The sequence below is a fragment of the Rhodococcus sp. GB-02 genome (assembly GCF_053470465.1).
Window position 1 is genome coordinate 1,752,273 of record NZ_JBPUKE010000001.1, and the last position, 23,598, is coordinate 1,775,870.

Below are 23,598 nucleotides of genomic sequence, written 5' to 3' on the forward strand. Positions count from 1 at the left end.
GAACCGTAACCCTGTCGGAGGAAGGTGGTTGTTGCCAGCATTCAGGCATGTCTGATTCCTCGCGCCAACTGAGCCTCAACGCGTTCATTCACCCCGCCGGCCATCACGAAGCGGCGTGGCGTCATCCGTGGACGACACCGGAACGTCTGTTCGACGTCACGTATTTCCAGGAGATCGCTCGCACCGCTGAGGCAGCGAAGTTCGACGGAATCTTCTTCGCCGACGGTCCCGCGTTGCGCAGCGACGTCGAGCATGGTCCCGCAGGGACGTTGGAGCCGATCACCTTGTTGACGGCCATTGCAGTGGCGACCGAGCGGATCGGATTGATCGCGACGGCGTCGACCACGTACTACGAGCCGTACAACCTGGCTCGGCTGTTCGCCTCGCTCGACCACATCTCCAACGGACGCGCGGGGTGGAACATCGTCACCACCGGCACCGATCTGGCAGCAGCCAACTTCGGGCTGGCCAAGCATCCGGATCACGGTGACCGGTATTCGCGTGCACGGGAATTCGTCGACGCGGTGGTGCGGCTGTGGGACAGCTGGGAGGACGACGCGATCAGTCTGGACCGCGAGAGCGGAATCTACGCGGACAGAAACAAGATTCACGAGATCAACTACGTCGGGCGGCATCTGCGGGTGCGGGGGCCGTTCAACGCACCGCGAACGCCGCAAGGATACCCAGTGCTGGTGCAGGCCGGTGCGTCCAACGACGGTCGCGCGTTTGCCGGTCAGTACGCAGAGGCGATTTTCACAGCGCACCAGAGACTTTTCGACGCTCAGGCGTTCTACACCGACATCAAGTCGAGGGCTGCTCAGTTCGGCCGCAACCCCGATCACGTCAAGATCCTGCCCGGAATCAGCCCGTTCATCGGTGACACCGAGGAGCAGGCGAAGGCGCTCGAGCAGGAGTTCAACGAGTTGACTTCGCCGGAGTACGGGCTCGCGCAACTCGGTACACTCACCGGGACCGATGTTCGGAATCTGGAACTGGATGCACCGGTACCCGTCGAATTGTTCGCGGCTGCAGGGGATGTCACCGACAACAAGCAAAGCAGATTGCAGGTGATCGCGGGGATCGTCGAGCGCGAGCGTCCGACGGTTCGTGGTCTGCTTCATCGATTGGCGGGTGCGCGCGGACATCGGGTTTTTGCCGGAACCGCCGAGCAGGTGGCCGACACGATCGAGGAATGGTTCACCAGCGGTGCTGCCGACGGATTCAACGTCATGCCACCGTACTACCCGGGTGGACTCGAGATCTTCACCGAGCGAGTGGTCCCGATCCTGCAGGATCGCGGCCTGTTCCGGACCGAATACCCGGGTACGACGCTTCGCGATCATTTCGGTTTGCCGAGGCCCGAGAGCCAGTTCTCGGGTAGTACGTCCGCAGTGCAGTAGGCCCGCTTCACGTTGCCAATAATGACAACGGTTATCATTAAGGGATGAAGCAGCTACCGGTAACCGTGCTGTCCGGATTTCTGGGCGCAGGCAAGACCACACTCCTCAACCACATCCTCGCCAACCGTGACGGTCGACGCGTCGCCGTCATCGTCAACGACATGAGCGAGATCAACATCGACGCGGCCCTTGTCGCGGGCCAGGGCCACCTCGATCGCACGGAGGAGAAGTTGGTCGAGCTGACCAATGGATGCATCTGCTGCACATTGCGTGAGGATCTGATCGACGCCGTTGGCGCTCTGGCGCGAGAAGGACGGTTCGATCAGTTGGTGATCGAGTCCACCGGCATCTCCGAACCGATGCCGGTGGCAGCGACCTTCGACTGGGAATTCGAGGACGGTTTCAGCCTCGGCTCGCTCGCGAAGCTCGACACGATGGTGACGGTGGTGGATGCGTCGACTTTCCTCGGTGAGCTGGCAAAAGGCGAACGACTCGACGAGCGCAACCTCGAAGCCGGGGAGGGGGACGGACGCAGCATCTCCGATCTCCTGGTCGATCAGGTGGAGTTCGCCGACGTCATCTTGCTGAACAAAACCGACCTGGTGAGTCCGCGGGCGGCAGGAACCGTCGAGGCAACGCTCCGCAGGCTCAACCCCACCGCTCAACTGATTCGGACGGACCACGGAAAAGTCACCCTCGATCGCGTCCTCGAAACCGGTCTCTACAACCCGGAACTGGCTGCGCAGGTACCGGGCTGGGACGAGGAACTGGCCGGTGGGCACACCCCGGAAACGGAGGAATACGGAATACGAAGCGTCACGTATCGCGCCTCGCGACCATTTCATCCGGCGCGTCTCGAGGCTGCGCTCGGTCAGTTCGCCGGACTCCTGCGAAGCAAGGGTTTCTGCTGGATCGCCAGCCGGCCCGAATTCGCCGCTATCTGGTCGCAGGCAGGCCCCAACCTCGTCATCGAACCGGCTCAACTGTGGGCGTCGGCGGCGGAGGTGCCGGGACAGGAGATCGTGTTCATCGGAGTGAAACTCGACCAGTCGGCGCCGTCACGAATCCTCGATCCGGCTCTGCTGACCGATGACGAACTACGCGAAGGATCGCGGGCCTGGACTCGCTACGAGGATCCGCTGCCGGCGTGGGACCAGAGCCACCTGCACTGAGAAGACATCTTCTAGTCGAGGACTTCTTCGACCTCGACGTCTTCGGCCGGACGGGCCATCTCCTTGCGGTACTGCCAGATGCCCAACGCGGTACCGATGACCAAGCTGACCATCATCACGATCAGTACGGCGGGCAGCAACCACGGAACACGATCGAGGAACGAGCCACCATAGAAGCCGAGCAGCAATAGCACCGGCGCCCAGATGATCGCGCCGATGGTGCTCGCGATTGTGTAGCGCGTGTGGTTCATCTTGGCCGCGCCCGCGACCATTGGGCACAGAGTGCGCACCCATGGAACCCAACGGGCAATCAGGACCGCCCAGAAACCGTGTTTTTCCAACAAGATGTTGACGCGGTGCAGATTCTTCTCGGTGAAGTACTTGCCGCCCTTACGGGCTTTGATGTGATTGCCGGTCCGGTGGCCGATGACGTACCCGACCTGGTTACCGGCAATAGCGGCAATCATCGCGCCCACCGACAGTGCCCACACGTGGCCTGCACCGGACTCGTGGCCGGCAAGAACGATTCCGGCTGTGATCAGAAGCGAATCACCGGGCAGAAACAATCCGAGAATGATCGCGCACTCGATGAAGACGAACGTGACGACGATGATCCAGACCAACAGAGGCCCGGCAGTCTCGAGCGGGGAGAAACTGCCGGATGCGAGCGTCATCGTCGTCAGTACTTCGCCTCGTTCTGCAATCAGGGGGTGGGGTCTTCGGGGACTGTCACCGTCGAATTGTCCGTAGTGGAAGTATTCGCCGTTTCACCACGTCTCGACGCCAGAATTCGCTTTCCGATTTCGAAGACGATCGGCAGAACCGACACCAGGACGATCAAGATGAAGATGTAGTCGACGTTGTCGCGGATGAATTCGATCTGCCCCAGGAGGTAGCCGAGCAAAGTCACGCCCGCACCCCACAGGATGCCGCCGACGATGTTGTAGGTCAGGAACAGTGAGTACTTCATCTTCGAAGCACCGGCGACCACCGGTGCAAAAGTACGCACGATCGGTACGAACCGAGCCAGGATAATGGTGATCGGGCCGTGCTTTTCGAAGAAGGCGTGCGACTCGTCGATGTACTTCTTCTTGAAGAACCGCGCGTCGTCCGTCTTGAACAGGGCAGTTCCGCCCTTGGCGCCTATGTAGAACCCGACTTGGTCGCCCAGAATCGCGGCGATCGGAATTGTCACCAAGAGCACCCACAGAGGTGCGAACGGTTCGATCTCGGTCGATTTGGAAGCCGCGATCAGCCCTGCGGTGAAGAGGAGTGAATCGCCGGGCAAGAGCGGAAACAGCAGGCCTGATTCGATGAAGACCACCAGAAGCAATCCCACCAGAACCCACGTTCCGAAGGAATTCAAGAGGTTCACGGGATCGAGGAAGCCGGGCAGCAAGGCCAGGTTCGTCACGGATTCAGTTGCTGCCTGCACATTCACGGGGGCCAGAGTACCGGCCGAATCTGAGTGTTTCCCACCACCGCAGGTCATCGCGTCGGTGGCGGTGACTGATGCCGGGGTTGTGCGGCGGCCGAGACCGCAAAGAGACGTGACGAGTCGGACTTGCCATACTGCTAGGACCACACGAAGCGCTTTCCCATCGCCGAGCGCTCCGAACGACACGTAAATGGAGGACTCCCGCCGTGCCTATCGCAACTCCCGAGGTCTATGCCGAGATGCTTGGTCGGGCCAAGGAGCATTCCTTTGCCTTCCCCGCCATCAACTGTGTCGGCTCCGAATCCATCAACGCAGCCATCAAGGGCTTCGCGGACGCCGGCAGTGACGGCATCATCCAGTTCTCGACGGGCGGCGCCGAGTTCGGTTCCGGTTTGGGCGTCAAGGACATGGTCACCGGCGCTGTTGCGCTCGCCGAGTTCGCACACGTGATCGCGGCAAAGTACGACGTCACCATCGCGCTGCACACCGACCACTGCCCGAAGGACAAGCTGGACACCTACGTGCGTCCGCTGCTCGCGATCTCACAGGAGCGGGTCGACGCCGGCCGTAACCCGCTGTTCCAGTCGCACATGTGGGACGGATCGGCCATCCCGATCGACGAGAACCTGGCCATCGCCAAGGAACTGCTCGCCCTCTCGAAGGCTGCACGCATCATCCTCGAGGTCGAGATCGGTGTTGTCGGCGGCGAAGAGGACGGCGTCGAGGCCGAGATCAACGACAAGCTCTACACCTCGAGTGAAGACTTCGAGAAGACGGTCGATGCTCTGGGCATCGGCGAACAGGGCAAGTACCTGCTCGCAGCCACCTTCGGAAACGTCCACGGTGTCTACAAGCCGGGCAACGTCAAGCTCAAGCCCGAGGTTCTCGAAGAGGGCCAGAAGGTTGCCGCTACCAAGCTCGGCCTGGCCGCCGGCTCACAGCCCTTCGACTTCGTCTTCCACGGCGGATCGGGATCGCTGAAGTCGGAGATCGAGGATTCGCTGAACTTCGGCGTCGTCAAGATGAATGTTGACACCGACACGCAGTACGCGTTCTCCCGTCCGATCGCCGGACACTTCTTCTCCAACTACGACGGCGTCCTCAAAATCGACGGCGAGGTCGGAAACAAGAAGGCATACGACCCGCGCAGCTACCTCAAGAAGGCCGAAGCAGGCATGACGGCTCGCGTCGTCGAGGCGTGCAACGACCTGAAGTCGGCCGGACGCTCGGTGTCCGCAGGCTGATCGGCTTCACAACTCAGCTTCACCGAACAAAATGCGCGCCGGCAAATTTCTCGCCGGCGCGCATTTTCTGTTCAGGTTCTTACTTGCTGGGATCGCAAACCTTCCACGTGCCGTCCTGGCGCTCGAGGTCGAACGTGCGCCACGACTGCTCGCCGGTGCTCGGCAAACTTGCCTGCACCTGAGCGATCGCGGTGTCGTCGGTGATGCGGACCGCGTCGACGGCTCCGACCTGCGGAATCGTCTTCTGCGCGACGGCATTGTCGTGAACCTGAGCGAACGCCGCGTCCGGAATGGTGCGGTAGTACTCGCCCAGCGCTCCACACGTCGACGTTCGCAGAGTTGCCAGATCGCCGGTTTGCAGTGCGTCGACGTACGTCGAGATGGCGGTCTGGACCTGAGCTTCAGGTGAGCTTTCGCCGCTACCGCTGTTTGACGAGACGAAGACCGCGATGCCGATTGCCGCGAGGACGGCGACGCCTGCCGCTGCTGCTGCGATATACCAGCCCTTGCCGCTGCGCTTGGTCTTTTCCGGCGCGGCGGGCTCGATGCGAGTCGGCATCGGCTGGGCCGGAGGTGGGGTTGGCGCGACGCCTACCCGCTGAGGCGCGGCGCGCTGAGGCGGTGGTGTCGGAGCTTGCCGGGATGTTGGTGTCGGCTGCGCGACTTTCGGAATCGCGACGGTTGGCGCACTCGCTGCCGTGCCTTCGCCGTCCGCCTTCGGCGCCTTGACTCCGGCGTCCGCCTTCGGTGCCGTCGAGCCCTTGCCCGCCTTCTGAATCGCCACAGTCGCAGGTTCGGTCGGGACCGACTTCTCCGGCGCACCGTTCGGGGCTGCGCTCTTTTTCGAGTTGTCGTCTTTCGAGTCCGGCACGGGTAACCCTTCGGTCTTATGCAGCAATGACCATGTCAGGGTAACGACCGGTATGTAGCCTGCATAACTCCCACCGTCGGCGAGGCGGTCCTGTGGCGGAAAGGCGTAGCGGGCACAATGAGCGCATGACCCAATTCGGTGACCTGCTCGGACCCAAGCCCACTCTGCTTCCCGGCGACGACGACGCGGAATCGGCACTGCTCAACCACGCTGACCCGGCCCAGGTCGCGGCCGACCATCCCACTGCCTCCATCGCGTGGGCCTACCTCGCCGAGGCTGCCCTGGACAAGGGCGAAACCATCACTGCCTACGCCTACGCGCGTACCGGCTATCACCGCGGACTCGATCAACTACGCCGTAACGGTTGGAAGGGTTTCGGCCCCGTGCCCTACAGCCATGAACCGAACCGTGGCTTCTTGCGTTGCGTTGCTGTCCTGGCCAAGGCCGCGAAGACGATCGGTGAGGCCGACGAGTACGCGCGTTGCCTCGATCTGCTCGAAGACTGCGATCCCAACGCCGCCGAAGCGCTTGGCCTCGGTTAGCAGTTTCCGTCCGAGCCGGGCCGGCATCAAGGACCGTGCTCGCAAATCGGTGCGTCGGCTTCAGACGTCGGCGCTACCGATCATTCAATGTGCCTTGGCGGCCGGATTGGCGTGGTGGGTTGCCACTACGGTGATCGGGCACCATGCGCCGTTCTTCGCGCCGATTGCCGCCGTGGTCTCGCTCGGTCTGTCGCTGGGTGCCCGGTTGCGGCGCTCGTTCGAGTTGGTTGCGGGCGTCACGGTCGGTATCGGAATCGGCGACCTGATCATCTCCGGTATCGGGAGCGGACCGTGGCAGATCAGTTTGGTCGTCGTGCTGGCGATGTCCGTCGCGGTGCTTCTGAACAGCGGGCCGATTTTCTCGATGCAGGCCGGAAACTCGGCAGTGCTGGTGGCGACGCTGATCCCACCGGGTGGCAGCGGCGGGCCCGATCGCATGATCGATGCCCTGGTCGGTGGTCTGGTGGGCATCGCGGTTGTCGCGATCATCCCCACCCATCCGGTGCGACGCGCACGCAAGGATGCTGCGTCGATTCTCGGAACAGCTTCCGAGGTACTGCAATTGGTGGCAGACGGCCTTGTCGCGAACGATCCGGACCCGATCGTGAAGGCGCTCCAGAAGGCGCGCGCAACTCAAGGTGCCATCGACGGATTGCGCACCAACCTCCTCGGCGGGCGCGAAATCAGCCGGATCTCCCCGCTGTACTGGAACAGTCGACCTCGTCTCGAAAGGCTCATGGCGACAGCCGATCCCATCGACAATGCGTTGCGCAATATTCGAGTACTCGCGCGTCGTTCGTTGACGTTGGTCAGGGACGACGAGATTCTCGATCCCCGTTTGGTGGCTCAGGTCGAGCGCTTGTCGAAAGCCGTCGAAGTGCTGAAGGACATGATCCTGGCGGAGCCGGGGGAGCAGCCCGATCAAGCCGAGGCAGCGCGTGTCCTCCGCTCGGTGGCCAAGGAATTGAAACCGGCGGTAGTCGAGAACGCGGGCCTGTCCTCGACGGTGGTGTTCGCCCAGATCAGATCGTTGGTGGTCGACCTCTTGCAGGTTGCGGGCATGAAGCGCATCTCGTCGATCGCCACTCTGCCGCCGACTGTGCCACACCCGGCGTACGAGCCGGATCACTGACCTCTGCCCTTTCCCGCTCACTGAGCAACTCATTGTATATATGCGAATGTATGCATATGCTCTGAGAAGGACTTGGGAGGGAACAGGACAAATGGGAGCAGGGCACGGCCATTCACATGGCCACTCGGCAGCAGATTCGGTCGGCGTAGGACCGTCACCGCAGCGCATCAGAAAAATGGCGGTCGCACTTGCGATCCTCGTTGCGTTCCTCGTGCTCGAAGCGACGGTCGGCATCCTGATCAACTCGTTGGCTCTGCTTGCCGACGCCGGTCACATGCTCACCGACGTGGTGGGTATGGCGATGGGCCTGACGGCGTTGCTACTCGCGAAGAAGGGCAGCACCACCGCGGCCAGGACCTTCGGTTGGCATCGCGCCGAAGTGTTGACCGCCATGGCTAACGCCGTGATGCTGCTGGCCGTCGCGGCCTGGGTCTTCTACGAGGCAATCGGCCGGATCGGTAACGAACCCGAGATCCCGGGCGGCGCCCTGATCATCACTGCGGCTGCCGGTCTGGCCGCGAACATCGTCGTGATGCTGATGCTGCGCGGCGACTCCAAGGACAGCCTGGCCGTGCGCGGCGCCTACCTCGAAGTGCTTGCCGACGCCGTTGGTAGCGTCGGTGTTCTGATCGCCGGTGGCCTTGTCCTGCTGTTCAATTGGACGTGGGCGGACGTCGTCGTCGGTGTTCTCATCTCGCTGTGGGTGGTGCCGCGTGCGATCAAATTGGCCGCAGCATCGCTGCGCATTCTGACGCAGGCGTCGCCGGCCGACGTCGATGTCGAAGCGGTCGAGGCCGACCTGGCTGCGCTGCCGAGCGTGATGGGTGTTCACGACCTACACGTCTGGACGCTTACCACCGGAATGGATGTCGCGACGGTCCACCTGACCAGTGACGCGAATTCGTCGAACGTTCTGGAATCCGCGCGTACCGTCCTCGAGAGTCACGGTCTTTCCCACGCCACTGTCCAGGTGGAATCGTGTGCCAACGGCGAGCACTGCGAGAAGAACGTCACTTGGTGAAGCGGGTGATCTCCTTGCCCGGCTTCCAGAGGTCTACGTACATGTGCTCGTCGTCGACAGTCGTGTGCACCACCTCGTCGATGTCGAGGACAAAGAGGTGCAGGGGTTTCGGAACCTCGTAGGTGTAGCTTGCCAGCACGGCTTCGAACTCGTCGCCGGTCACTTCGCGTGCAATTCCGGCGATCTTGGCATCGCCACCTTCCATCGTGTGCTCGCCGGGATTGCTGTGGAGGGCGTAGCGCCCGTCACGGATGAGGTCCTTCGCCTTGAGTGCACCGAACATCGAACCGAGCACCAGACGCCCATCGAGAATTTCGACTTCGGTGCCGCTGACCCTCGGTGAACCATCCTTGCGCAGCGTTGCGAGGACGTGATGCTTGTCGGCCTTGAATCGTGCTTGGACCGCGTCGGCGAGGGCGGGAACTTCTTCGGAGAACTGCTTCCAGGTGACCATGACGGTCATTGTGCACTCCTATTCCTGACAATTTCTGTCAGTGATTCTCGGTAATGTTCGCGTCATGAGATCCGCGCGGTTGCTCCAACTCATGTTGCGTTTGCAGGGCAGTCGTGGCGTCGTTGCCGATCAGTTGGCCGACGAGTTCGGTGTGTCGGTGCGAACGATCTATCGCGACGTGGCCTCGTTGTCGGCTGCCGGCGTGCCGATCTGGACCGAGAGCGGACCGGGTGGTGGCATTCGTCTGCTCGACGGTTGGCAGTCCAAGCTGTCCGGCATGACGGACGACGAGACGTCCGCGCTCATGCTGTTGGGCGTGCCGTCCATCGCTGCGGATCTCGGGCGATCCGACGCCGTCGGTTCGGCGGGGGCCAAACTGCTGCGCACCCTGCCCGGTCCGCTGCGCGAGAGCGCGCGCTTGTGGCAGGACCGCATCCTGGTGGACGTCCCCGGCTGGTTCGGCGGAGTCGAAGACATCTCAGGTCTTCCGATCGTCACATCCGCTGTGCTCGACTCGCGTCGGCTGCGCTTCGCCTACCGCGATCGCGAGCGGACGGTCGAACCGCTGGGGCTGGTCATCAAAGCCGGTGTTTGGTACCTGGTGGCGGGGATGAACGGTCGAACGCTGTCGTTTCGAGTCGGCCGCATCAAAAATGCGGTGGTAGAAGATGATTCGTTCACCCGGCCGGTGGATTTCGATCTGCCGTCGTGGTGGGCTGCGTCGATGGCCGAGTTCGACCGGTCGCTGCTTCGTTTCGACTGCCAGGTGCGGGTGTCGCGCGAGGGAAGGCGTCGACTGCCCGATGTGGTGGGCGAGCTTGCGGCTGCAGTCGAAGTGGGACCAGAGGACGACGACGGATGGGTGAGTGCCGAGCTGGTACTCGAGAGCGAAGCCGTCGCGCTCTCACAGTTGATCGGGCTGGGAGCCGACGTCGAGGTGCTCGAACCCTCGTCCTTGCGTGAAGGGATGCGAACTGTGGCGGAGCAGATGGTGCTCCGCCACAGGTAGGCGATCAGGCCGTCGCAGAACGCTTTGCGAGCAGGCGGGTGATACCCAGTTGAGCTGCGACGATGATGGCGCCAACCACCAGGCCCAGCGCTGCCGAGGCAAGGGTGTTGACGATCCACGCCAGTACGCCACCGACTCCGGCGATGTCACTGACTGCTTCTTCCCCGTGATGAACGGCGTCGTACAGCGGGTGGAAGCCCAGTTCGTCGATGCCGACCAACAAGATGTGGCCACCGACCCACAGCATCGCGGCGGTACCCACCACCGAGAGCACCGACATCACGTGAGGCATACCGCGAACCAGTCCACGGCCGACCTTGTGGGTGAAGCCCGACGACGTCTCGGCGATTTTCAAGCCGATGTCGTCCATCTTCACGATCAGTCCGACGACGCCGTAGACGACCACGGTGATGACCACGGCGACGACGGCAAGAATTACCAACCGGCTCCAGAAACCTTCGCCCGCGATGGTGTTGAGTGCAATCACCATGATCTCGGCGGACAGGATCAGGTCGGTGCGGACAGCACCCGAAACCACGGCCTCTTCGTCGCGAGGGTGCTCGTCGGCCGTTTCGTGGTGATCACCGTGGCCGAATATCGCACCCCAGATCTTGTGCACTGCTTCATAGCTGAGGTAACAGCCACCGACCATCAACAGTGGTGTCAGGAGCCAGGGAAGGAACTGACTGAGCAGCAGAGCGATCGGCAGGATGATCAGCAGCTTGTTGCGCAGCGATCCGATGGCGATGCGCTTGATGATCGGTAGTTCGCGCTCGGCCGCGAGTCCACGGACGTACTGCGGTGTGACGGCTGCGTCGTCGATGACGACACCCGCAGCTTTGGCGGTCGCCTTACCGGTTGCTGCGGCGACGTCGTCGATCGAGGCGGCTGCCATACGAGCCAGGGCCGCGACGTCGTCGAGCAGGGCGAAGAGTCCGCCGGCCATCACAGACCTCCAGTGGAATCAGTGGAAAAAGGTGGCCGGACCGAACCGGTGACGCAGTTACTTGATCGCACGAGGTCTCTATCCATGATCGTCGTAGGTGAGGTCAGGTCACCTGGAACGATACCGGGGGCATCCGTCAGGGACGACCTTGCTCGGTCGGTTGCCCTTCGTCACGAAAGGTCTTCCCGACCCGGTGCTCGCATGTAAGACTGCACAGAAGATCGATCGAAACGGGGCACTATGCGTGAACCAGACACTGCACAGGTCGCCAAGACTTTCGACGCAATGGCGGCGCACTACGACCGACAGATCGGGCGCTTCGAACGCTTTGTGCTCGGTGACGCCCGGAAATGGGCTGTGGACCAGGCGCATGGCCGCGTGGTCGAGATCGCCGTGGGTACCGGGCTGAACCTGCCTCTCTACGGGGATGACGTCGACTACGTCATCGGCGTGGATATCTCGAGTGCGATGCTCGATCAGGCCAGGGTCAAGGTCTCCGAGGGGGTGAAGACCGAAGTCGACCTACGTCTCGGAGACGTGCAAGCACTCGATGTTCCCGACGAGTGCGTGGACACGTTGGTGTCCACGTACGCCTTTTGTACGATCCCCGATCCGGACCGAGTTGCGAGCGAAGCATTTCGGGTCCTGGTGCCTGGTGGTCGATTCGTTCTCGCCGAGCACGGGCCGAGCAAGAACATTGTTGCTCGTGCGTTGATGAAGGCCGTGGAACCGCTTTTTGTTCGGTTCGGAGCTGATCACCTCACTCGCGAACCGGTGGCATACCTCGAAAACGCCGGTTTCCTGATCGACGAGGTGCAGCGCACCGGACGGGGTGGAATCGTGTTCCGGGTCGTTGCGCGCAAGCCGGACCCCGAATGGACGGCACTCGGTCACTGATGTCGGAATGCCGTCCATCGGGGAGAGTGCTCAGCCCAAGCGTTCCAGGACGGTCGCGTTGGCCAACCCGCCTGCCTCACACATGGTCTGGAGTCCGTAGCGCGCGCCGCGCTGTTCCATCGCGTTGACCAGAGTGGTCATGATCCGCGCTCCACTGCCGCCCAGCGGGTGGCCGAGCGCGATGGCGCCGCCGTGGACGTTCACTTTGGACAGATCGACGCCGGTGTCCGCTGCCCACGAGAGGACCACTGGGGCAAAAGCCTCGTTGACTTCGAACAGATCTATGTCCGAGACCGTCAACCCCGCACGGGCCAGGACCTTCTGGGTAGCAGGGATGACCGCGGTGAGCATGTACAGCGGATCGTCGCCGGCGACAGCGAAGCTGTGCAGTCGTGCCTTCGGTGTGAGGCCGAGTTTCGCGGCGATCTCACTGGTGGTGATCATCACCGCCGAACTGCCGTCCGAAAGGGGGCTGCTGTTGCCTGCGGTGATGGACCAGTCGATCTGTGGGAATCGCTGTGCGTAATAGTCGGATTCGAAGGCGGTCCGTAGGCCGGCAAGGGTCTCGACGGTGGTGCCGGGGCGGATGGCCTCGTCGACCGACAGTTGCGGGAGAGTTGCGAGTTCCTTGGTGAAGTATCCACTTTCGGTTGCCAGCGCGGCTTTCCGGTGACTCGACGCCGAGAACTCGTCGAGTTGGGTGCGGCTCAGTCCCCACTTGGCGGCGATCAATTCGGCGCTGATGCCCTGCGGTACCAGACCGTCCGGATAGCGCTCTTCGAAACCCACGCCGAGCGATTCGCGCCCGATGCTGCTCGAGCCCATCGGCACTCGGCTCATGGACTCGACTCCGGCCGCGACAACGATGTCGTATGCACCGGCAATAACGCCCTGAGCGGCAAAATGAACTGCTTGTTGGCTACTTCCACACTGGCGGTCGACGGTGGTTCCCGGTACCGACTCCGGGTAGCCGGCGGCGAGAAGGGCAGTGCGAGTGACATTCTGGCTCTGCTCGCCGACTTGGCTGACCGCGCCACCGATGACGTCGTCGATCAGTGCTGCATCGATTCCGGTGCGTTCGACTACCGCTGTGAGGCTGTGGGCGAGGAGGTCGACGGCGTTGATGCGGTGCAGGGCGCCGTTCGCCTTTCCCTTGCCGATCGGAGTGCGAACGGCTTCGACGATAACTGCGTCTCTCATGACAAATTCCTTTCAGGGATGGCGGATTCAGCAGGGACAACTGGGGTGGGTGTGGTCGCAGGTGTCATTCCCAGCGATGCCAGGGCAGACGCAAGCGCGACGGCGAAGATCACCCACCAGGCCTGGCGGAAGGTGTCGTAGTCGACAGCAGAGCCGAGAACCGCGATCAGAACGCTCACGCCGAGAACGGTTCCGATCTGTCGGCTCATGCTGACGATTGCACTACCGGTGGCCGATCGGGCCGGTGCCAGATCTGCCGTGGCCTGCGACAAAATGGTCGGCAGGGCAAGACCGACACCGATTCCGGCGATGATCCAACCGGGTAGGAGTCCGGTCGCGTAGTTGGGCGTTGTATCAACCGAGACGAGGACCAATACCGTTCCGACGGCCCACAGAAGGCTGCCGAGTGCGGCGACGCGACCGGCCGAGTACTTGCGCGAAAGCGATCCACCGGCGATGGCGAACAGCGGAACCAGAAGCGGACCCGGTGAGACGGCGAAGCCGGTACGCAATGCCGAGTATCCCCAAACTTCTTGCAGCCAGAGGATGTTCGAGAGCAGGCCGGCGGCGAACGCTGCGCTGAACAGAATGGCGGTGACGTTGGACCAGGCAAATGAGCGGATCTTCAGAAGATCCGGAGCAATCAACGGAGTTCGGTGACGAGAGTTGCTCCACCAGAAAGAGAGTAGTGTCACGGCGGCCACCGCGAAGGCGATCAGAACGCGACTGTCGGTCCACCCCCAGTCAGGTCCTTGCACGAGTGCCAGCGCGAGGGAGCCGACTCCGACTGTGAGCAGGGCAGCGCCGACGACGTCGATCCCGGCATCGGGGTCCTTGTGGGTCGTGTCCGGTACGAGTCGGACTGCCAAGTAGAGCAACACGATCCCCACCGGAACGTTGATCAGGAAGACCCAGCGCCAGGACGCCTCGACGAGAATGCCGCCGACGACGGGTCCGAATGCCGCGGCAGCTGCACCGGCCGCCGCCCAGATACGTACGCCGGATTGGCGTTTCGCCGCCGGGAGTGCACTGATCAGGAGGCCGAGGCTGGCCGGGGTGAGCGCTGCGGCGCCGACTGCCTGGACGATGCGGAATGCCACCAATGCCCACAATGACGGACTGAAAGCGCAGGCGGCGCTGGCGAGGGTGAACAGTGCGAGGCCGGCGATGAAGGCGCGCTTGTGTCCGATCCTGTCCGCCCAGCGTCCGAGGGGGATCAACAGCGCGGCGTAGACGATCGCGTAGCTGTTGAGGATCCAACTGAACTCGCCGAGCGAGTGGCCCGGGTAGCTCTTGGCGATGTCGCCGAAGGCCACGTTGACCACAAAGAGGTCAAGGCTGGCGACGAACGGCGCCCCCGACAGTATTGCGAGGAGGGGTCCGGTCCGCACCGGCTGGCTATGAAGTTCCATAGTCAGCAATCTAGACTCTGGCTATGGTTATGGCAAGCCAGGGGGTATGGTGAAACCCATGGACGCTGTACGACTGACCGGGGTGCTCGAAGATCGCGACGCCTGGCGGGCCACGCATTGTTCGATCGGGCGGGCTATGGAAGTGGTCGGCACTCGCTCCGCAATGCTGATTTTGCGAGAGGCCTACTACGGCACAACTCGTTTCGACGACTTTGCGTCGCGGGTCGGCATTACCGAGGCGGTGGCGTCGGCGAGGCTGAAGGAGCTCACGGAGGCGGGCCTCTTCGAGCGTGTGCCGTACAAGGAGCCTGGAAAGCGGACGCGGCACGAGTACGTGCTCACCGAGAAGGGTCGTGACCTGCTGCCGGCGGTTCTCGCGCTGATGCAGTGGGGGGACAATTACCTGCACGGAGGAAAGGGTGGTCCGCTGGCGGTGGCGGACGACGCTACCGGTGAGCGCGTTCGCGTCGAGGTGCGCAGCGAGTCGGGGCGTGAAGTGCCGCTCGGCGAGTTGCGCGTCTCTGTCAACGAATCGCGTGGACGTCGGCTCGAATAGCGATGCATTTCAACAGCTCTCGAGTTTTTCGGTCTTCTTGAAGTTGTCTGTTATGTCTCTAGTTATCGAAAGTTTGTTCGCTTAGACTTTGGGCATGGACAGTCGGGATGCGTGGCAGTTGGATGGTGGGGATCTCAAGTGTGAGGTTCTGGATCTGGTGCGTGTCCGGCACGAGTTGCAGTCGCGGATGGTGTTGTTGATCGTGGAGATGTTTTCCCGTGAGGTTCTCGGCGGGAAGGGTTTTCGGGCGATCGCGCAGTGGTTGCATGGTTCGACGAATTTGGAGATCGGTGAGTGCAGCCTGCTGGTCGGCCTGGCGCGGTTGTTGATGCTCGAACCTGTTGTCGCGGATGCGTTTCACCGGGGCGATGTGGATGCGTTGAAGGCGCGGCAGGTGGCGTCGTTTGTCAGCATCCGCCGAAGAACATGACGCCGGCGGATGTGAACAAGGCTCGGGGAATCTTGTTGTCGTTGGCGTCGAAGAATATTGCGGATTGTGATGCGGTGCGTGCTGCGATCCGGCGGATCGAGAAGCAGTACGGAAAACGCGAGGACGGTGTTCCGGTCGGGGAAGACTCTGAGCGCAATGAGTTCTATGCCTCGAAAGGCCTGTATGGACGGGTGACGGTGAAGGGTGATCTGGATGCCGTGAACGGTGCACGGTTGATCACGTTGCTGCGAGCCTGTCGGCGCCGACGCCGGAGAAGGACGGCGTCAAAGACACCCGCACTCCGGCACTACGACGTGCGGACGGGTTCTGCGAACTGTTGCGGCGGTACGAGCGGGCGGGGTTGGGTCCGATCGAAGGCGGCGTGAAACCACACATCACGGTCACCGCCAGCGCAAAAGACATGACCGATATGCAGGCCTTGAAGGACTTGCTGCCGTCGACGGAGGAGCTGGGGTTTGCGTGGGCGGATTGGGTGGGCCCGATCAGCATCGACACCGCACGGATGTTGGCCTGTGACTGCACCGCGACGCGGATCCTGTTGGATGAAAATGGTGTTCCGCTCGACTGCGGCAAGGAAGCGAGAACGGCGACGGTTCCGCAGCGGCGAGCGTTGACGGTGCGTGATGGTGGGTGTGCGTTCCCGGGGTGCGGAACGCCGTCGGGGTGGTGCGACGCTCACCATATCGTTCACTGGAGTGACGGTGGCCCAACGGATCTCGACAACCTGATCTTGTTGTGCGGTCATCATCATCGGACGCTGCACCACACCGAATGGCGGGTGGAGATCGGCCAGGATCGGAAGGCGGTGTTCTACCCACCGATGTCGATTGATCCGTTCCAGCAGCCGATCGGCGGGAACAGTCCACCCACCGCGGCCTGAACCGAAGCAACTCAAGACGCGAGCACCGGGGCACAGTCGTGCTCCGGTGCTCGAGCCTGCGTTCTGGAGTCTTGGTGGCTGGGAGTCAGCTCAGTGACTTCTTGAACCCGACATGGGAGGCGACAAATCCGAGTCGCTCGTAGAAGTCGTGAGCTTCCTTGCGAGTTTGATCCGAGGTGAGCTGTGCCAGGAAGGCACCGCGCCGGGCACCTTCTTCGCAGGCCCAGCGGATCATCGAACTGCCGATGCCCTTGCTGCGGAAATCCTCGTGCACGCGAACGGCTTCGATCTGCAGTCGCGTCGCGCCCATCCGGCTCATACCTGGAATGAAGGTCAATTGCATTGTGCCGATTACAGCGTCGCCGACAAGAACTGTGACGAGGAGTTGCGCCGGATCCTCGTCGATTCGCTTGAACGCGTCCTCGTAGATCATTCGAGCCTCGGGGTTGGTCGTCTCCCGAGTGCTCCCGATCGGGTCGTCGGCGAGCAAGTCGATCAGTGCTTCCACGTGTCGAATCTCGGCCCGCGTGAGGGTGTACTCCACTCCGCCGGACTGAAATGACGTCGCAATCATCGATGCTCTCCTGAAGAAGATGAATGTCTGAAATGTCAGACTCTCACGAGTCTCCTCCAGCGCACTCGATCACGTCCAGAAACGCATGAGGGCGTTACCGAGCATGGCGTAGTAGTCGGACACACCGCTCAGTTCGAAGATCCAGTAGATCGCGTCGAAGAAGACGACATTGATTTGAGGGACAAACAGGAGCGCAACCAACAGGAGTAGCCCGTACGGCTTGAACTGTTCGAGTTGGTGTCGTGTGTTGGGTGCGAGGTACGGCTCCAGCGCGTTGTAACCGTCCAGACCGGGGACGGGGAGCAGGTTCAAGACTGTTGCCATGACCTGTAGGAACGCCAGAAAACTGAGGCCAGCCCAGAACGTCAGGTGCTCGGTCCCTGAGCCGTACGCACGTATGACGACGAGGAGGATCACCGCGGCGACGGCGTTCGTGAACGGACCGGCGAGCGATATTCGCGCCTGCACCTTGGGCGGGAACATCCCGGTGCGCAGGTACACGGCGCCGCCCGGAAGCCCGATGCCGCCCAACGCGATGAACAGCACCGGCAACCCGATCGAGAGCATCGGATGGCTGTACTTGAGCGGGTTGAGTGTCAGATAGCCACGAGCCTCGACGTCAGTGTCTCCGTGACGCCACGCCAGATACGCATGGGCGAACTCGTGCAAGCACAGCGTGACCACCCAGCCGGCAACCACGAGGACAAAAACACCCGCGCGGCCCGCGATGGAACCCCACGTCGAGTTCCAAGCGACGACTCCGGCAATGACGGTGACGGCAACGACGCCGAGGAAGACGGGGCTGGGTCGAACCGCCGACCGTGCTGCTCCGGTTCTCACCTGACCAACAACCAAGTCTTGTCGTGCCGGTAGAAGGTCGAACGCTTGAGATCGCGCGGGTTGGGCACACCGTCGCGAACCAGGCGAGCTGCGGGCGATCCCAGCTGAATTGCACGGCCTTCGAGCCAGCGTCGTCCGCTCCAACGACTCTTACGATCGACAGATGCCTTGATGCCGGGGAGCTTGGGGCTCGGCACGATCCGGATACCGGGGACTGTGCCGGAGAACAGTTTGTTGTCGTCGACGTAGGCCTCGCCGATCAGTTCAGCGGCATCGGCCGGGCCTGTGACCGTTGCTGCGCCGACCAACGCGATTCCGGCATCGTCACGAATGAGCGGCACGGTGTGGACTGTGCCTTTCAACGCCGTGCGCGCAGCCCGTGCACCAGTCGCGAGTTTGTACGCGTCGGTCGCATCGGACCTGTTCTCGGTGACGTAGGCGAGTTCGACGTGGAGTCGCTCGAGTCGCATCAACCGCGTCAATGCAGCGGCAAACGCGCCGTCGTTGCCCACGACGATCAAGCGCGGCTCCGTCACGACCTGCAGTTGGGACAGTGCCTCGTCGAAGTCTTGCTTCTCCGGAAGCTCGGGGACAGTGAACGACGTGAGTTCACCCAGGGGGAGTGGAACCGGCGAATCGCCACATTTGAGCACCACAGGGGTCAAAGCCACTCCTAGCTCGATCAGACTTCTTCTCGGGTAGTGGGACCTCGCCACCCTTCCCCGAAATGGCCGTCCGAATCACTGCCGACGATCTTAGTGCGAGTGTCTGTGTCGACTCGCAATCGTGATGGTCACCGGCCAAATTCTGGACCGTCAGGTCTGGTCTGGTGCTCTGGGCTAGACTGCTCCTTCGGTCACTGCAACAGTTCGGCGCTGCATCATGTGCGCGGAAGCCAGGCAGTACCAATGCGGCGGGACAACTGCTGCACGTCGACCGTAGGAGACAACGTCATGCCGGCAATCGTCCTGATCGGCGCCCAGTGGGGCGACGAAGGTAAGGGCAAAGCTACAGATCTACTGGGCGAGCAGCTTCAGTGGGTCGTGCGATACCAGGGCGGTAACAACGCCGGACACACCGTGGTTCTGCCGAACGGTGACAAGTTCGCACTGCACCTCATCCCGTCCGGAATCCTCACCCCCGCCGTCAACAACGTCATCGGTAACGGTGTCGTCGTCGACCCGGGTGTGTTGTTGACCGAATTGGCAGGACTGGAAGAGCGCGGCGTGGACACGTCCCGCCTGCTGCTTTCTGCTGATGCGCACCTGATCATGCCGTACCACGTGGCCATCGACAAGGTCACCGAACGCTTCCTGGGAGCGAAGAAGATCGGCACGACCGGCCGCGGTATCGGCCCGTGCTACCAGGACAAGATCGCCCGTGTCGGTGTCCGTGCCGCGGACGTCCTTGACGAGAAGATCCTGACCCAGAAGGTCGAAGCAGCACTCGAATTCAAGAACCAGGTGCTGGTCAAGATCTACAACCGCAAGGCACTCGACCCGCAGCAGGTCGTCGACGAGGTACTGACGCAGGCCGAGGGTTTCAAGCACCGCATCTCGGACACGCGCCTGGAACTCAACCTCGCCCTCGAGCGCGGCGAGACCGTTCTGCTCGAAGGTTCGCAGGGCACTCTGCTGGACGTCGACCACGGCACGTACCCGTACGTGACCTCCTCCAACCCCACTTCGGGTGGCGCGGCAGTCGGTTCGGGAATCGGTCCCACCAAGATCACCACGGTCCTCGGAATTCTGAAGGCGTACACGACGCGTGTCGGTTCCGGCCCGTTCCCGACGGAGCTGTTCGACGATCACGGCGCATACCTGGCCAAGCAGGGCGGCGAGGTCGGCGTCACCACCGGACGCGCTCGTCGCACGGGATGGTTCGACGCGGTCATCGCGCGTTACGCGACGCGCGTCAACGGCATCACCGACTACTTCCTCACCAAGCTGGATGTGCTGAGCAGCCTCGACACCGTGCCGATCTGTGTCGCGTACGAGGTGGACGGTGTCCGTCACGACGAAATGCCGATGTCGCAGAGCGACATTCACCACGCCAAGCCCATCTACGAAGAGATGCCTGGCTGGTGGGAAGACATCTCGGAGGCTCGCACCTTCGAGGAACTGCCGCAGAATGCGCAGAACTACGTTCTACGACTCGAGGAGCTCTCGGGTGCGTTCATCTCATGCATCGGTGTCGGCCCCGGCCGCGACGAGACGATCGTCCGGCGCGAGATCGTCCGCTAATTCGATTCCTCGAAATCCCCGTTCCTGCCTGCAGGAACGGGGATTTCGTGTTTCAAGCCAGCTTCGACAGGTGCGCGGTGACGGTCTTCCAGTCGGGAAACTCGGTGCTGCCGAACTTGATCCACTCACCCTCGAATCGGTCTGCGCCGTTTGCTCCGCGGTCGTCGACGAGGAAGTCGCCTCGGTTGAGGTGCTTGTGGTGCGAGAGAATCAGTCGTTTGTGTGCGACGCTGCCCTCCTCCATTCCGAGGTGCTCTTGGACCCACAGAACCTTGTCGTGCCAGGCTGTGGCGCGCGAGAGAAGAATTGCGGCGCCTCGTCTGGAGACTTTCCAGGTACGCAATAGAGTCCAGTTTTAGGCAACTGGACTGAGATCAGTGAATTCTTCCCCCTGATCGCAATCGCACGGAGGTCTGACAGAGTTGTTCTCGCGGTCTGGAGTTGCGTGGTGGAAGATGCCGCCGAGGGGTGCTGCCAGGCGAAACTGCTCGACGCGAATGTAGGTACCTTCACCTTCGGCAGGTGCAAAGAAGTACACGAGTGCCACGAAGAGGCCGATGCCGATGAGGGTTGCGAAGGTAGTCATGGACATATGATCAACTCGACTGGTATTGAAATACATAGCCAAGTTGTCGATACTGGACTGCATGATGACCCGAGTTCTTGGTGCCCGTTCGCTTGCGCGTGATCTCGGGTCCTGGCAGGAAGAGTCCGGACGCAGGCCCGCGTACCGCGCGCTTGCCGACGGTATCCGCCTGCTCGTGCACGACGGCCGCGTTCCGCTCGGCGTCGCGCTGCCCAGTGAGCGCGAACTTGCGACGGTGCTCGAACTCAGCCGGACCACAATCACGTCGTCGTACTCGGTGTTGCGCGACGAGGGGTACCTGATCAGCCGGCAGGGCTCGCGAAGCACGGTGGCCTTACCGGCCGGTGCTCAGCCCAACGGGTTGATGTTCCGCTCCCACCAGCCGGGGCCCAGTGGACCCGTCGTCGACCTCAGTTATGCCGCGATGGCAGCTCCCGCGGCGCAAGTCGAACTTGCGTATGCGTCTGCGCTGCGGGAACTTCCGAATTACCTGCCCACGCACGGAATGGAACCGGTCGGGATCGGCGACTTGCGTGACGTGATCGCGCAGCGCTACACAGCACGAGGTCTGCCCACCACCGCCGAACAGATCATGGTGACCTCGGGCGCGCAGCACGCGCTTCGGTTGTTGCTCTCGGTGCTCACCTCGCCCGGCGAGCGAGTGCTGGTCGATCATCCGACGTATCCCAATGCGCTGGAGGCAATTCGGCGAAACGGTGCCCGACCGGTCCCGGTACCGGTCCGACCGGAATTCGCGGCAGCTGGAGCCTGGGACCTCGACGGGATTCGAAGTGCAGCAAGGCAAACCGCTGCCAGAATGGCGTACCTGATTCCCGATTTCCACAACCCGACCGGACTCTGCATGGATTCTGCCGGGCGCGCCGAACTTGCGAAGATCGCGCACGAAACGCGGATGACTCTGGTCGTCGACGAGACAATGGTGGACCTGTGGCTCGACGCACCTCCGCCGGCACCGGTCGCCTCACATGGGCGCGGCGCTGCGAAAACCGAAGTGGTGACGATCGGTTCGACGGCGAAGTCGCTGTGGGGTGGACTGCGTGTCGGCTGGATTCGCGCCGACGCCGCGCTCATCACACAGTTGGTCGGTGCGCGTGCCGCGATCGATCTCGGTACTCCCGTCATGGATCAGCTTGCGGCTGCCTATCTACTAGCCGACGACCGCTCGCTCCTCGAACAGCGTCGCGAAGTTCTGCGCGAACAGCGCGCAGTACTCCTCGGTGCGGTGGCCGAGCGTCTGCCGGACTGGCGCCCCACCATCGGCTCCGGCGGTATGTCGGTCTGGATGCGTATGTCTGCGCCCGTCTCGACGGCATTGGCGGCGGTGGCACCCAACTTCGGAGTGCTCCTCGCTGCCGGCCCGCGTTTCGGCGTCGAAGGCGCGTTCGAACGATTCATCCGCGTGCCGTACGCGCGTTCCCCTGAGGACCTCATTCGCGGCGTTGCATCCATCGCCGCTGCCTACGACACTCTCGCGACGGATCGCGACACGGCCGACCAACGAATGGTCGTCGTCTGAGAACTGGGTACACACACTGAAAGAGGTGTGAAACCAGGAGGTCAGGCATGACGGTCGTAGACGGTACAGGCGCAGCGGGAACCAGTGCGGCGGAGGCGCTGGCAGAACGATTGTTCGCGGCCACACTCGGCGCGTCGGAGCTGCAGGCTGTGTATCTGGGCGACCGGTTGGGCTGGTACCGCGCGCTGAGTGATCACGGCCCGCTCACGTCGACGGAGCTGGCGGACCGGACGGGGACCGTCGAAAGGTATGCGCGGGAGTGGCTCGAGCAGCAGGCCGTGGCCGGATATGTGGAGGTCAATTCGGATGCCAATCGTCGGTACAGCCTGTCGCCGGCCCACGCCGAAGTGTTGGTCGATGACGAAAACCTGAGGTTCCTGACACCGCTGGCGAGGCTGTTCGTCGCGACGACGGGGTCGATGCCACGTCTACTGGACGCCTATCGTCATGGCGGCGGAGTCACGTGGGAATCGATGGGACCCGATGCTCGCGAGGGCCAGGCACTGCTGAACCGGCCGATGTATCTGCAGCAGCTCTGTCAGCAGTTCCTGCCGGTAGTCACCGACCTGCATGCGGTTCTCTCGGACGGCGGGCAGGTCGCTGATCTAGGAATGGGGGAGGGCTGGTCGTCGATCGCGCTCGCCCTCGGCTACCCGAAGATCGAGGTGCACGGTTTCGACGTCGACGCAGCCTCGGTGAACGCCGCCCGTCGTAACGCCCACGATCGCGGGGTCGACGACCGCGTGCATTTCTCTCTGGTCGACGTTGCCGGCCAAGCTCCGGAGACAGGCCGAGCCGATGCCGGGACGTACGATGCCGTCTTTGCTTTCGAGTGCCTCCACGACGTACCGGATCCGGTGGGATTTCTGTCCACGGCTCGGGCGATTGCCCAGCCGGGCGCTCCGGTGATCGTGATGGACGAACGAACAGCGGATGCGTTCGATCCCGAGGCGGGTCCGATCGAGCAATTGCTGTACGGCTTTTCGCTGACCTGTTGCTTGCCGGACAGTCTTTCGCATCCAGGCAGCATTGGCACCGGGACGGTGATGAGACACTCGACTCTCGAAAGCTATGCCAAGGCAGCAGGTTTCGAGCGGGTGGACGTGCTGCCGATCGAGCACGAGATGTTCAGGTTCTACAGGTTGGGCTGACGCCCCGTGCGCCTTTTTGGTTGCAGTAACTACCAAAAAGGC

Annotated in this window: 24 protein-coding genes and 1 pseudogene; 13 read left to right on the forward strand and 12 right to left on the reverse strand. The window is 62.5% G+C overall.

What is annotated here, in order from left to right; translation table 11 throughout:
- Positions 1-47: 47 nt before the first annotated feature.
- Positions 48-1,400: an LLM class flavin-dependent oxidoreductase gene (locus ACSW29_RS08360; protein ID WP_448277037.1), complete on the forward strand. Its 1,353-nt coding sequence runs from the start codon at positions 48-50 to the stop codon at positions 1,398-1,400.
- Between the two features lie 44 nt (positions 1,401-1,444).
- Positions 1,445-2,572: a GTP-binding protein gene (locus ACSW29_RS08365; protein ID WP_347871567.1), complete on the forward strand. Its 1,128-nt coding sequence runs from the start codon at positions 1,445-1,447 to the stop codon at positions 2,570-2,572.
- Positions 2,573-2,583: 11 nt separating this feature from the next.
- Here the strand turns inward: ACSW29_RS08365 and ACSW29_RS08370 are convergent, their stop codons facing one another.
- Together ACSW29_RS08370 and ACSW29_RS08375 are read right to left on the reverse strand one after the other, a co-directional pair.
- Positions 2,584-3,246 carry a DedA family protein gene (locus ACSW29_RS08370; RefSeq protein ID WP_003944306.1) on the reverse strand — a complete coding sequence of 221 codons (663 nt, stop codon included), beginning with the start codon at positions 3,244-3,246 and terminating at the stop codon, positions 2,584-2,586.
- A gap of 29 nt (positions 3,247-3,275) precedes the next feature.
- Entirely contained in the window at positions 3,276-4,013 is a 738-nt protein-coding gene (locus ACSW29_RS08375; protein WP_003944390.1) for a VTT domain-containing protein, read from the reverse strand.
- A gap of 203 nt (positions 4,014-4,216) precedes the next feature.
- On the opposite strand from ACSW29_RS08375, the gene fbaA reads away from it, so the two are divergent.
- Complete coding sequence (gene fbaA / locus ACSW29_RS08380) at positions 4,217-5,254, forward strand: class II fructose-bisphosphate aldolase (RefSeq protein WP_448277038.1); 1,038 nt, start codon at positions 4,217-4,219, stop codon at positions 5,252-5,254.
- A 79-nt stretch (positions 5,255-5,333) separates the two neighbouring features.
- Here the strand turns inward: fbaA and ACSW29_RS08385 are convergent, their stop codons facing one another.
- Positions 5,334-6,125 (reverse strand): Rv0361 family membrane protein, encoded by a 792-nt coding sequence (locus tag ACSW29_RS08385; RefSeq protein ID WP_448277039.1) that lies wholly within the window; start codon positions 6,123-6,125, stop codon positions 5,334-5,336.
- Positions 6,126-6,250: 125 nt separating this feature from the next.
- Between ACSW29_RS08385 and ACSW29_RS08390 the strand changes: the two genes are divergently transcribed.
- From ACSW29_RS08390 to ACSW29_RS08400, 3 genes are all read left to right on the forward strand, one after another.
- Positions 6,251-6,667: a DUF3151 domain-containing protein gene (locus ACSW29_RS08390; protein ID WP_042452165.1), complete on the forward strand. Its 417-nt coding sequence runs from the start codon at positions 6,251-6,253 to the stop codon at positions 6,665-6,667.
- Positions 6,654-7,799 (forward strand): FUSC family protein, encoded by a 1,146-nt coding sequence (locus ACSW29_RS08395; RefSeq protein WP_230816312.1) that lies wholly within the window; start codon positions 6,654-6,656, stop codon positions 7,797-7,799. Before ACSW29_RS08390 ends, ACSW29_RS08395 begins: the two co-directional genes overlap by 14 nt.
- A gap of 91 nt (positions 7,800-7,890) precedes the next feature.
- Entirely contained in the window at positions 7,891-8,820 is a 930-nt protein-coding gene (locus ACSW29_RS08400; RefSeq protein WP_230816311.1) for a cation diffusion facilitator family transporter, read from the forward strand.
- Here the strand turns inward: ACSW29_RS08400 and ACSW29_RS08405 are convergent.
- Positions 8,810-9,274 (reverse strand): pyridoxamine 5'-phosphate oxidase family protein, encoded by a 465-nt coding sequence (locus ACSW29_RS08405; protein ID WP_448277420.1) that lies wholly within the window; start codon positions 9,272-9,274, stop codon positions 8,810-8,812. The two genes, ACSW29_RS08400 and ACSW29_RS08405, sit on opposite strands and share 11 nt — an antisense overlap.
- Positions 9,275-9,338: 64 nt before the next feature.
- On the opposite strand from ACSW29_RS08405, the gene ACSW29_RS08410 reads away from it, so the two are divergent.
- Positions 9,339-10,283 (forward strand): helix-turn-helix transcriptional regulator, encoded by a 945-nt coding sequence (locus ACSW29_RS08410; RefSeq protein ID WP_448277040.1) that lies wholly within the window; start codon positions 9,339-9,341, stop codon positions 10,281-10,283.
- Positions 10,284-10,287: 4 nt separating this feature from the next.
- Here the strand turns inward: ACSW29_RS08410 and ACSW29_RS08415 are convergent, their stop codons facing one another.
- Positions 10,288-11,229, reverse strand: a complete 942-nt coding sequence (locus tag ACSW29_RS08415) for a DUF808 domain-containing protein (RefSeq protein ID WP_029254756.1) — start codon at positions 11,227-11,229, stop codon at positions 10,288-10,290.
- Between the two features lie 240 nt (positions 11,230-11,469).
- Here ACSW29_RS08415 and ACSW29_RS08420 point away from each other — a divergent pair, with 240 nt between their 5' ends.
- Complete coding sequence (locus ACSW29_RS08420) at positions 11,470-12,126, forward strand: class I SAM-dependent methyltransferase (RefSeq protein WP_448277041.1); 657 nt, start codon at positions 11,470-11,472, stop codon at positions 12,124-12,126.
- Positions 12,127-12,156: 30 nt separating this feature from the next.
- Here the strand turns inward: ACSW29_RS08420 and ACSW29_RS08425 are convergent, their stop codons facing one another.
- A complete protein-coding gene (locus ACSW29_RS08425) occupies positions 12,157-13,326 on the reverse strand; it encodes a thiolase family protein (RefSeq protein WP_448277042.1) in 1,170 nt (389 codons plus the stop codon).
- Positions 13,323-14,738, reverse strand: a complete 1,416-nt coding sequence (locus ACSW29_RS08430; protein WP_230816307.1) for an MFS transporter — start codon at positions 14,736-14,738, stop codon at positions 13,323-13,325. The genes ACSW29_RS08425 and ACSW29_RS08430 overlap by 4 nt, the downstream gene beginning before the upstream one ends.
- 58 nt (positions 14,739-14,796) lie before the next feature.
- Here ACSW29_RS08430 and ACSW29_RS08435 point away from each other — a divergent pair, with 58 nt between their 5' ends.
- On the forward strand, positions 14,797-15,294 hold the full coding sequence (locus tag ACSW29_RS08435) for a winged helix-turn-helix transcriptional regulator (protein ID WP_448277043.1): 498 nt from the start codon (positions 14,797-14,799) through the stop codon (positions 15,292-15,294).
- A 94-nt stretch (positions 15,295-15,388) separates the two neighbouring features.
- Positions 15,389-16,625, forward strand: a pseudogene (locus tag ACSW29_RS08440) (DUF222 domain-containing protein).
- Between the two features lie 85 nt (positions 16,626-16,710).
- Here the strand turns inward: ACSW29_RS08440 and ACSW29_RS08445 are convergent.
- The 3 genes from ACSW29_RS08445 to ACSW29_RS08455 all read right to left on the reverse strand — a co-directional run bounded on the left by ACSW29_RS08445 (position 16,711) and on the right by ACSW29_RS08455 (position 18,710).
- Positions 16,711-17,199, reverse strand: a complete 489-nt coding sequence (locus tag ACSW29_RS08445; protein ID WP_317828127.1) for a GNAT family N-acetyltransferase — start codon at positions 17,197-17,199, stop codon at positions 16,711-16,713.
- Between the two features lie 69 nt (positions 17,200-17,268).
- Entirely contained in the window at positions 17,269-18,039 is a 771-nt protein-coding gene (locus tag ACSW29_RS08450) for a site-2 protease family protein (RefSeq protein ID WP_230816303.1), read from the reverse strand.
- Positions 18,036-18,710, reverse strand: coding sequence for a hypothetical protein (locus tag ACSW29_RS08455; protein WP_230816302.1), 675 nt, complete (start codon positions 18,708-18,710; stop codon positions 18,036-18,038). Before ACSW29_RS08455 ends, ACSW29_RS08450 begins: the two co-directional genes overlap by 4 nt.
- 282 nt (positions 18,711-18,992) lie before the next feature.
- On the opposite strand from ACSW29_RS08455, the gene ACSW29_RS08460 reads away from it, so the two are divergent.
- Positions 18,993-20,282 (forward strand): adenylosuccinate synthase, encoded by a 1,290-nt coding sequence (locus ACSW29_RS08460; protein WP_095972424.1) that lies wholly within the window; start codon positions 18,993-18,995, stop codon positions 20,280-20,282.
- Positions 20,283-20,334: 52 nt separating this feature from the next.
- Here ACSW29_RS08460 and ACSW29_RS08465 read toward each other — a convergent pair whose 3' ends face one another.
- Both ACSW29_RS08465 and ACSW29_RS08470 read right to left on the reverse strand, forming a co-directional pair.
- The gene (locus tag ACSW29_RS08465) at positions 20,335-20,625 is read right to left on the reverse strand and encodes a 5' nucleotidase, NT5C type (RefSeq protein ID WP_448277044.1); all 291 of its coding nucleotides are present in this window, start codon (positions 20,623-20,625) and stop codon (positions 20,335-20,337) included.
- A gap of 12 nt (positions 20,626-20,637) precedes the next feature.
- On the reverse strand, positions 20,638-20,868 hold the full coding sequence (locus ACSW29_RS08470) for a hypothetical protein (RefSeq protein ID WP_230816301.1): 231 nt from the start codon (positions 20,866-20,868) through the stop codon (positions 20,638-20,640).
- A gap of 61 nt (positions 20,869-20,929) precedes the next feature.
- Here ACSW29_RS08470 and yczR point away from each other — a divergent pair, with 61 nt between their 5' ends.
- Together yczR and ACSW29_RS08480 are read left to right on the forward strand one after the other, a co-directional pair.
- Positions 20,930-22,405 carry a MocR-like transcription factor YczR gene (gene yczR, locus ACSW29_RS08475; RefSeq protein ID WP_230816300.1) on the forward strand — a complete coding sequence of 492 codons (1,476 nt, stop codon included), beginning with the start codon at positions 20,930-20,932 and terminating at the stop codon, positions 22,403-22,405.
- A 47-nt stretch (positions 22,406-22,452) separates the two neighbouring features.
- Positions 22,453-23,556 carry a class I SAM-dependent methyltransferase gene (locus ACSW29_RS08480; protein ID WP_317828125.1) on the forward strand — a complete coding sequence of 368 codons (1,104 nt, stop codon included), beginning with the start codon at positions 22,453-22,455 and terminating at the stop codon, positions 23,554-23,556.
- Positions 23,557-23,598 lie beyond the last annotated feature (42 nt).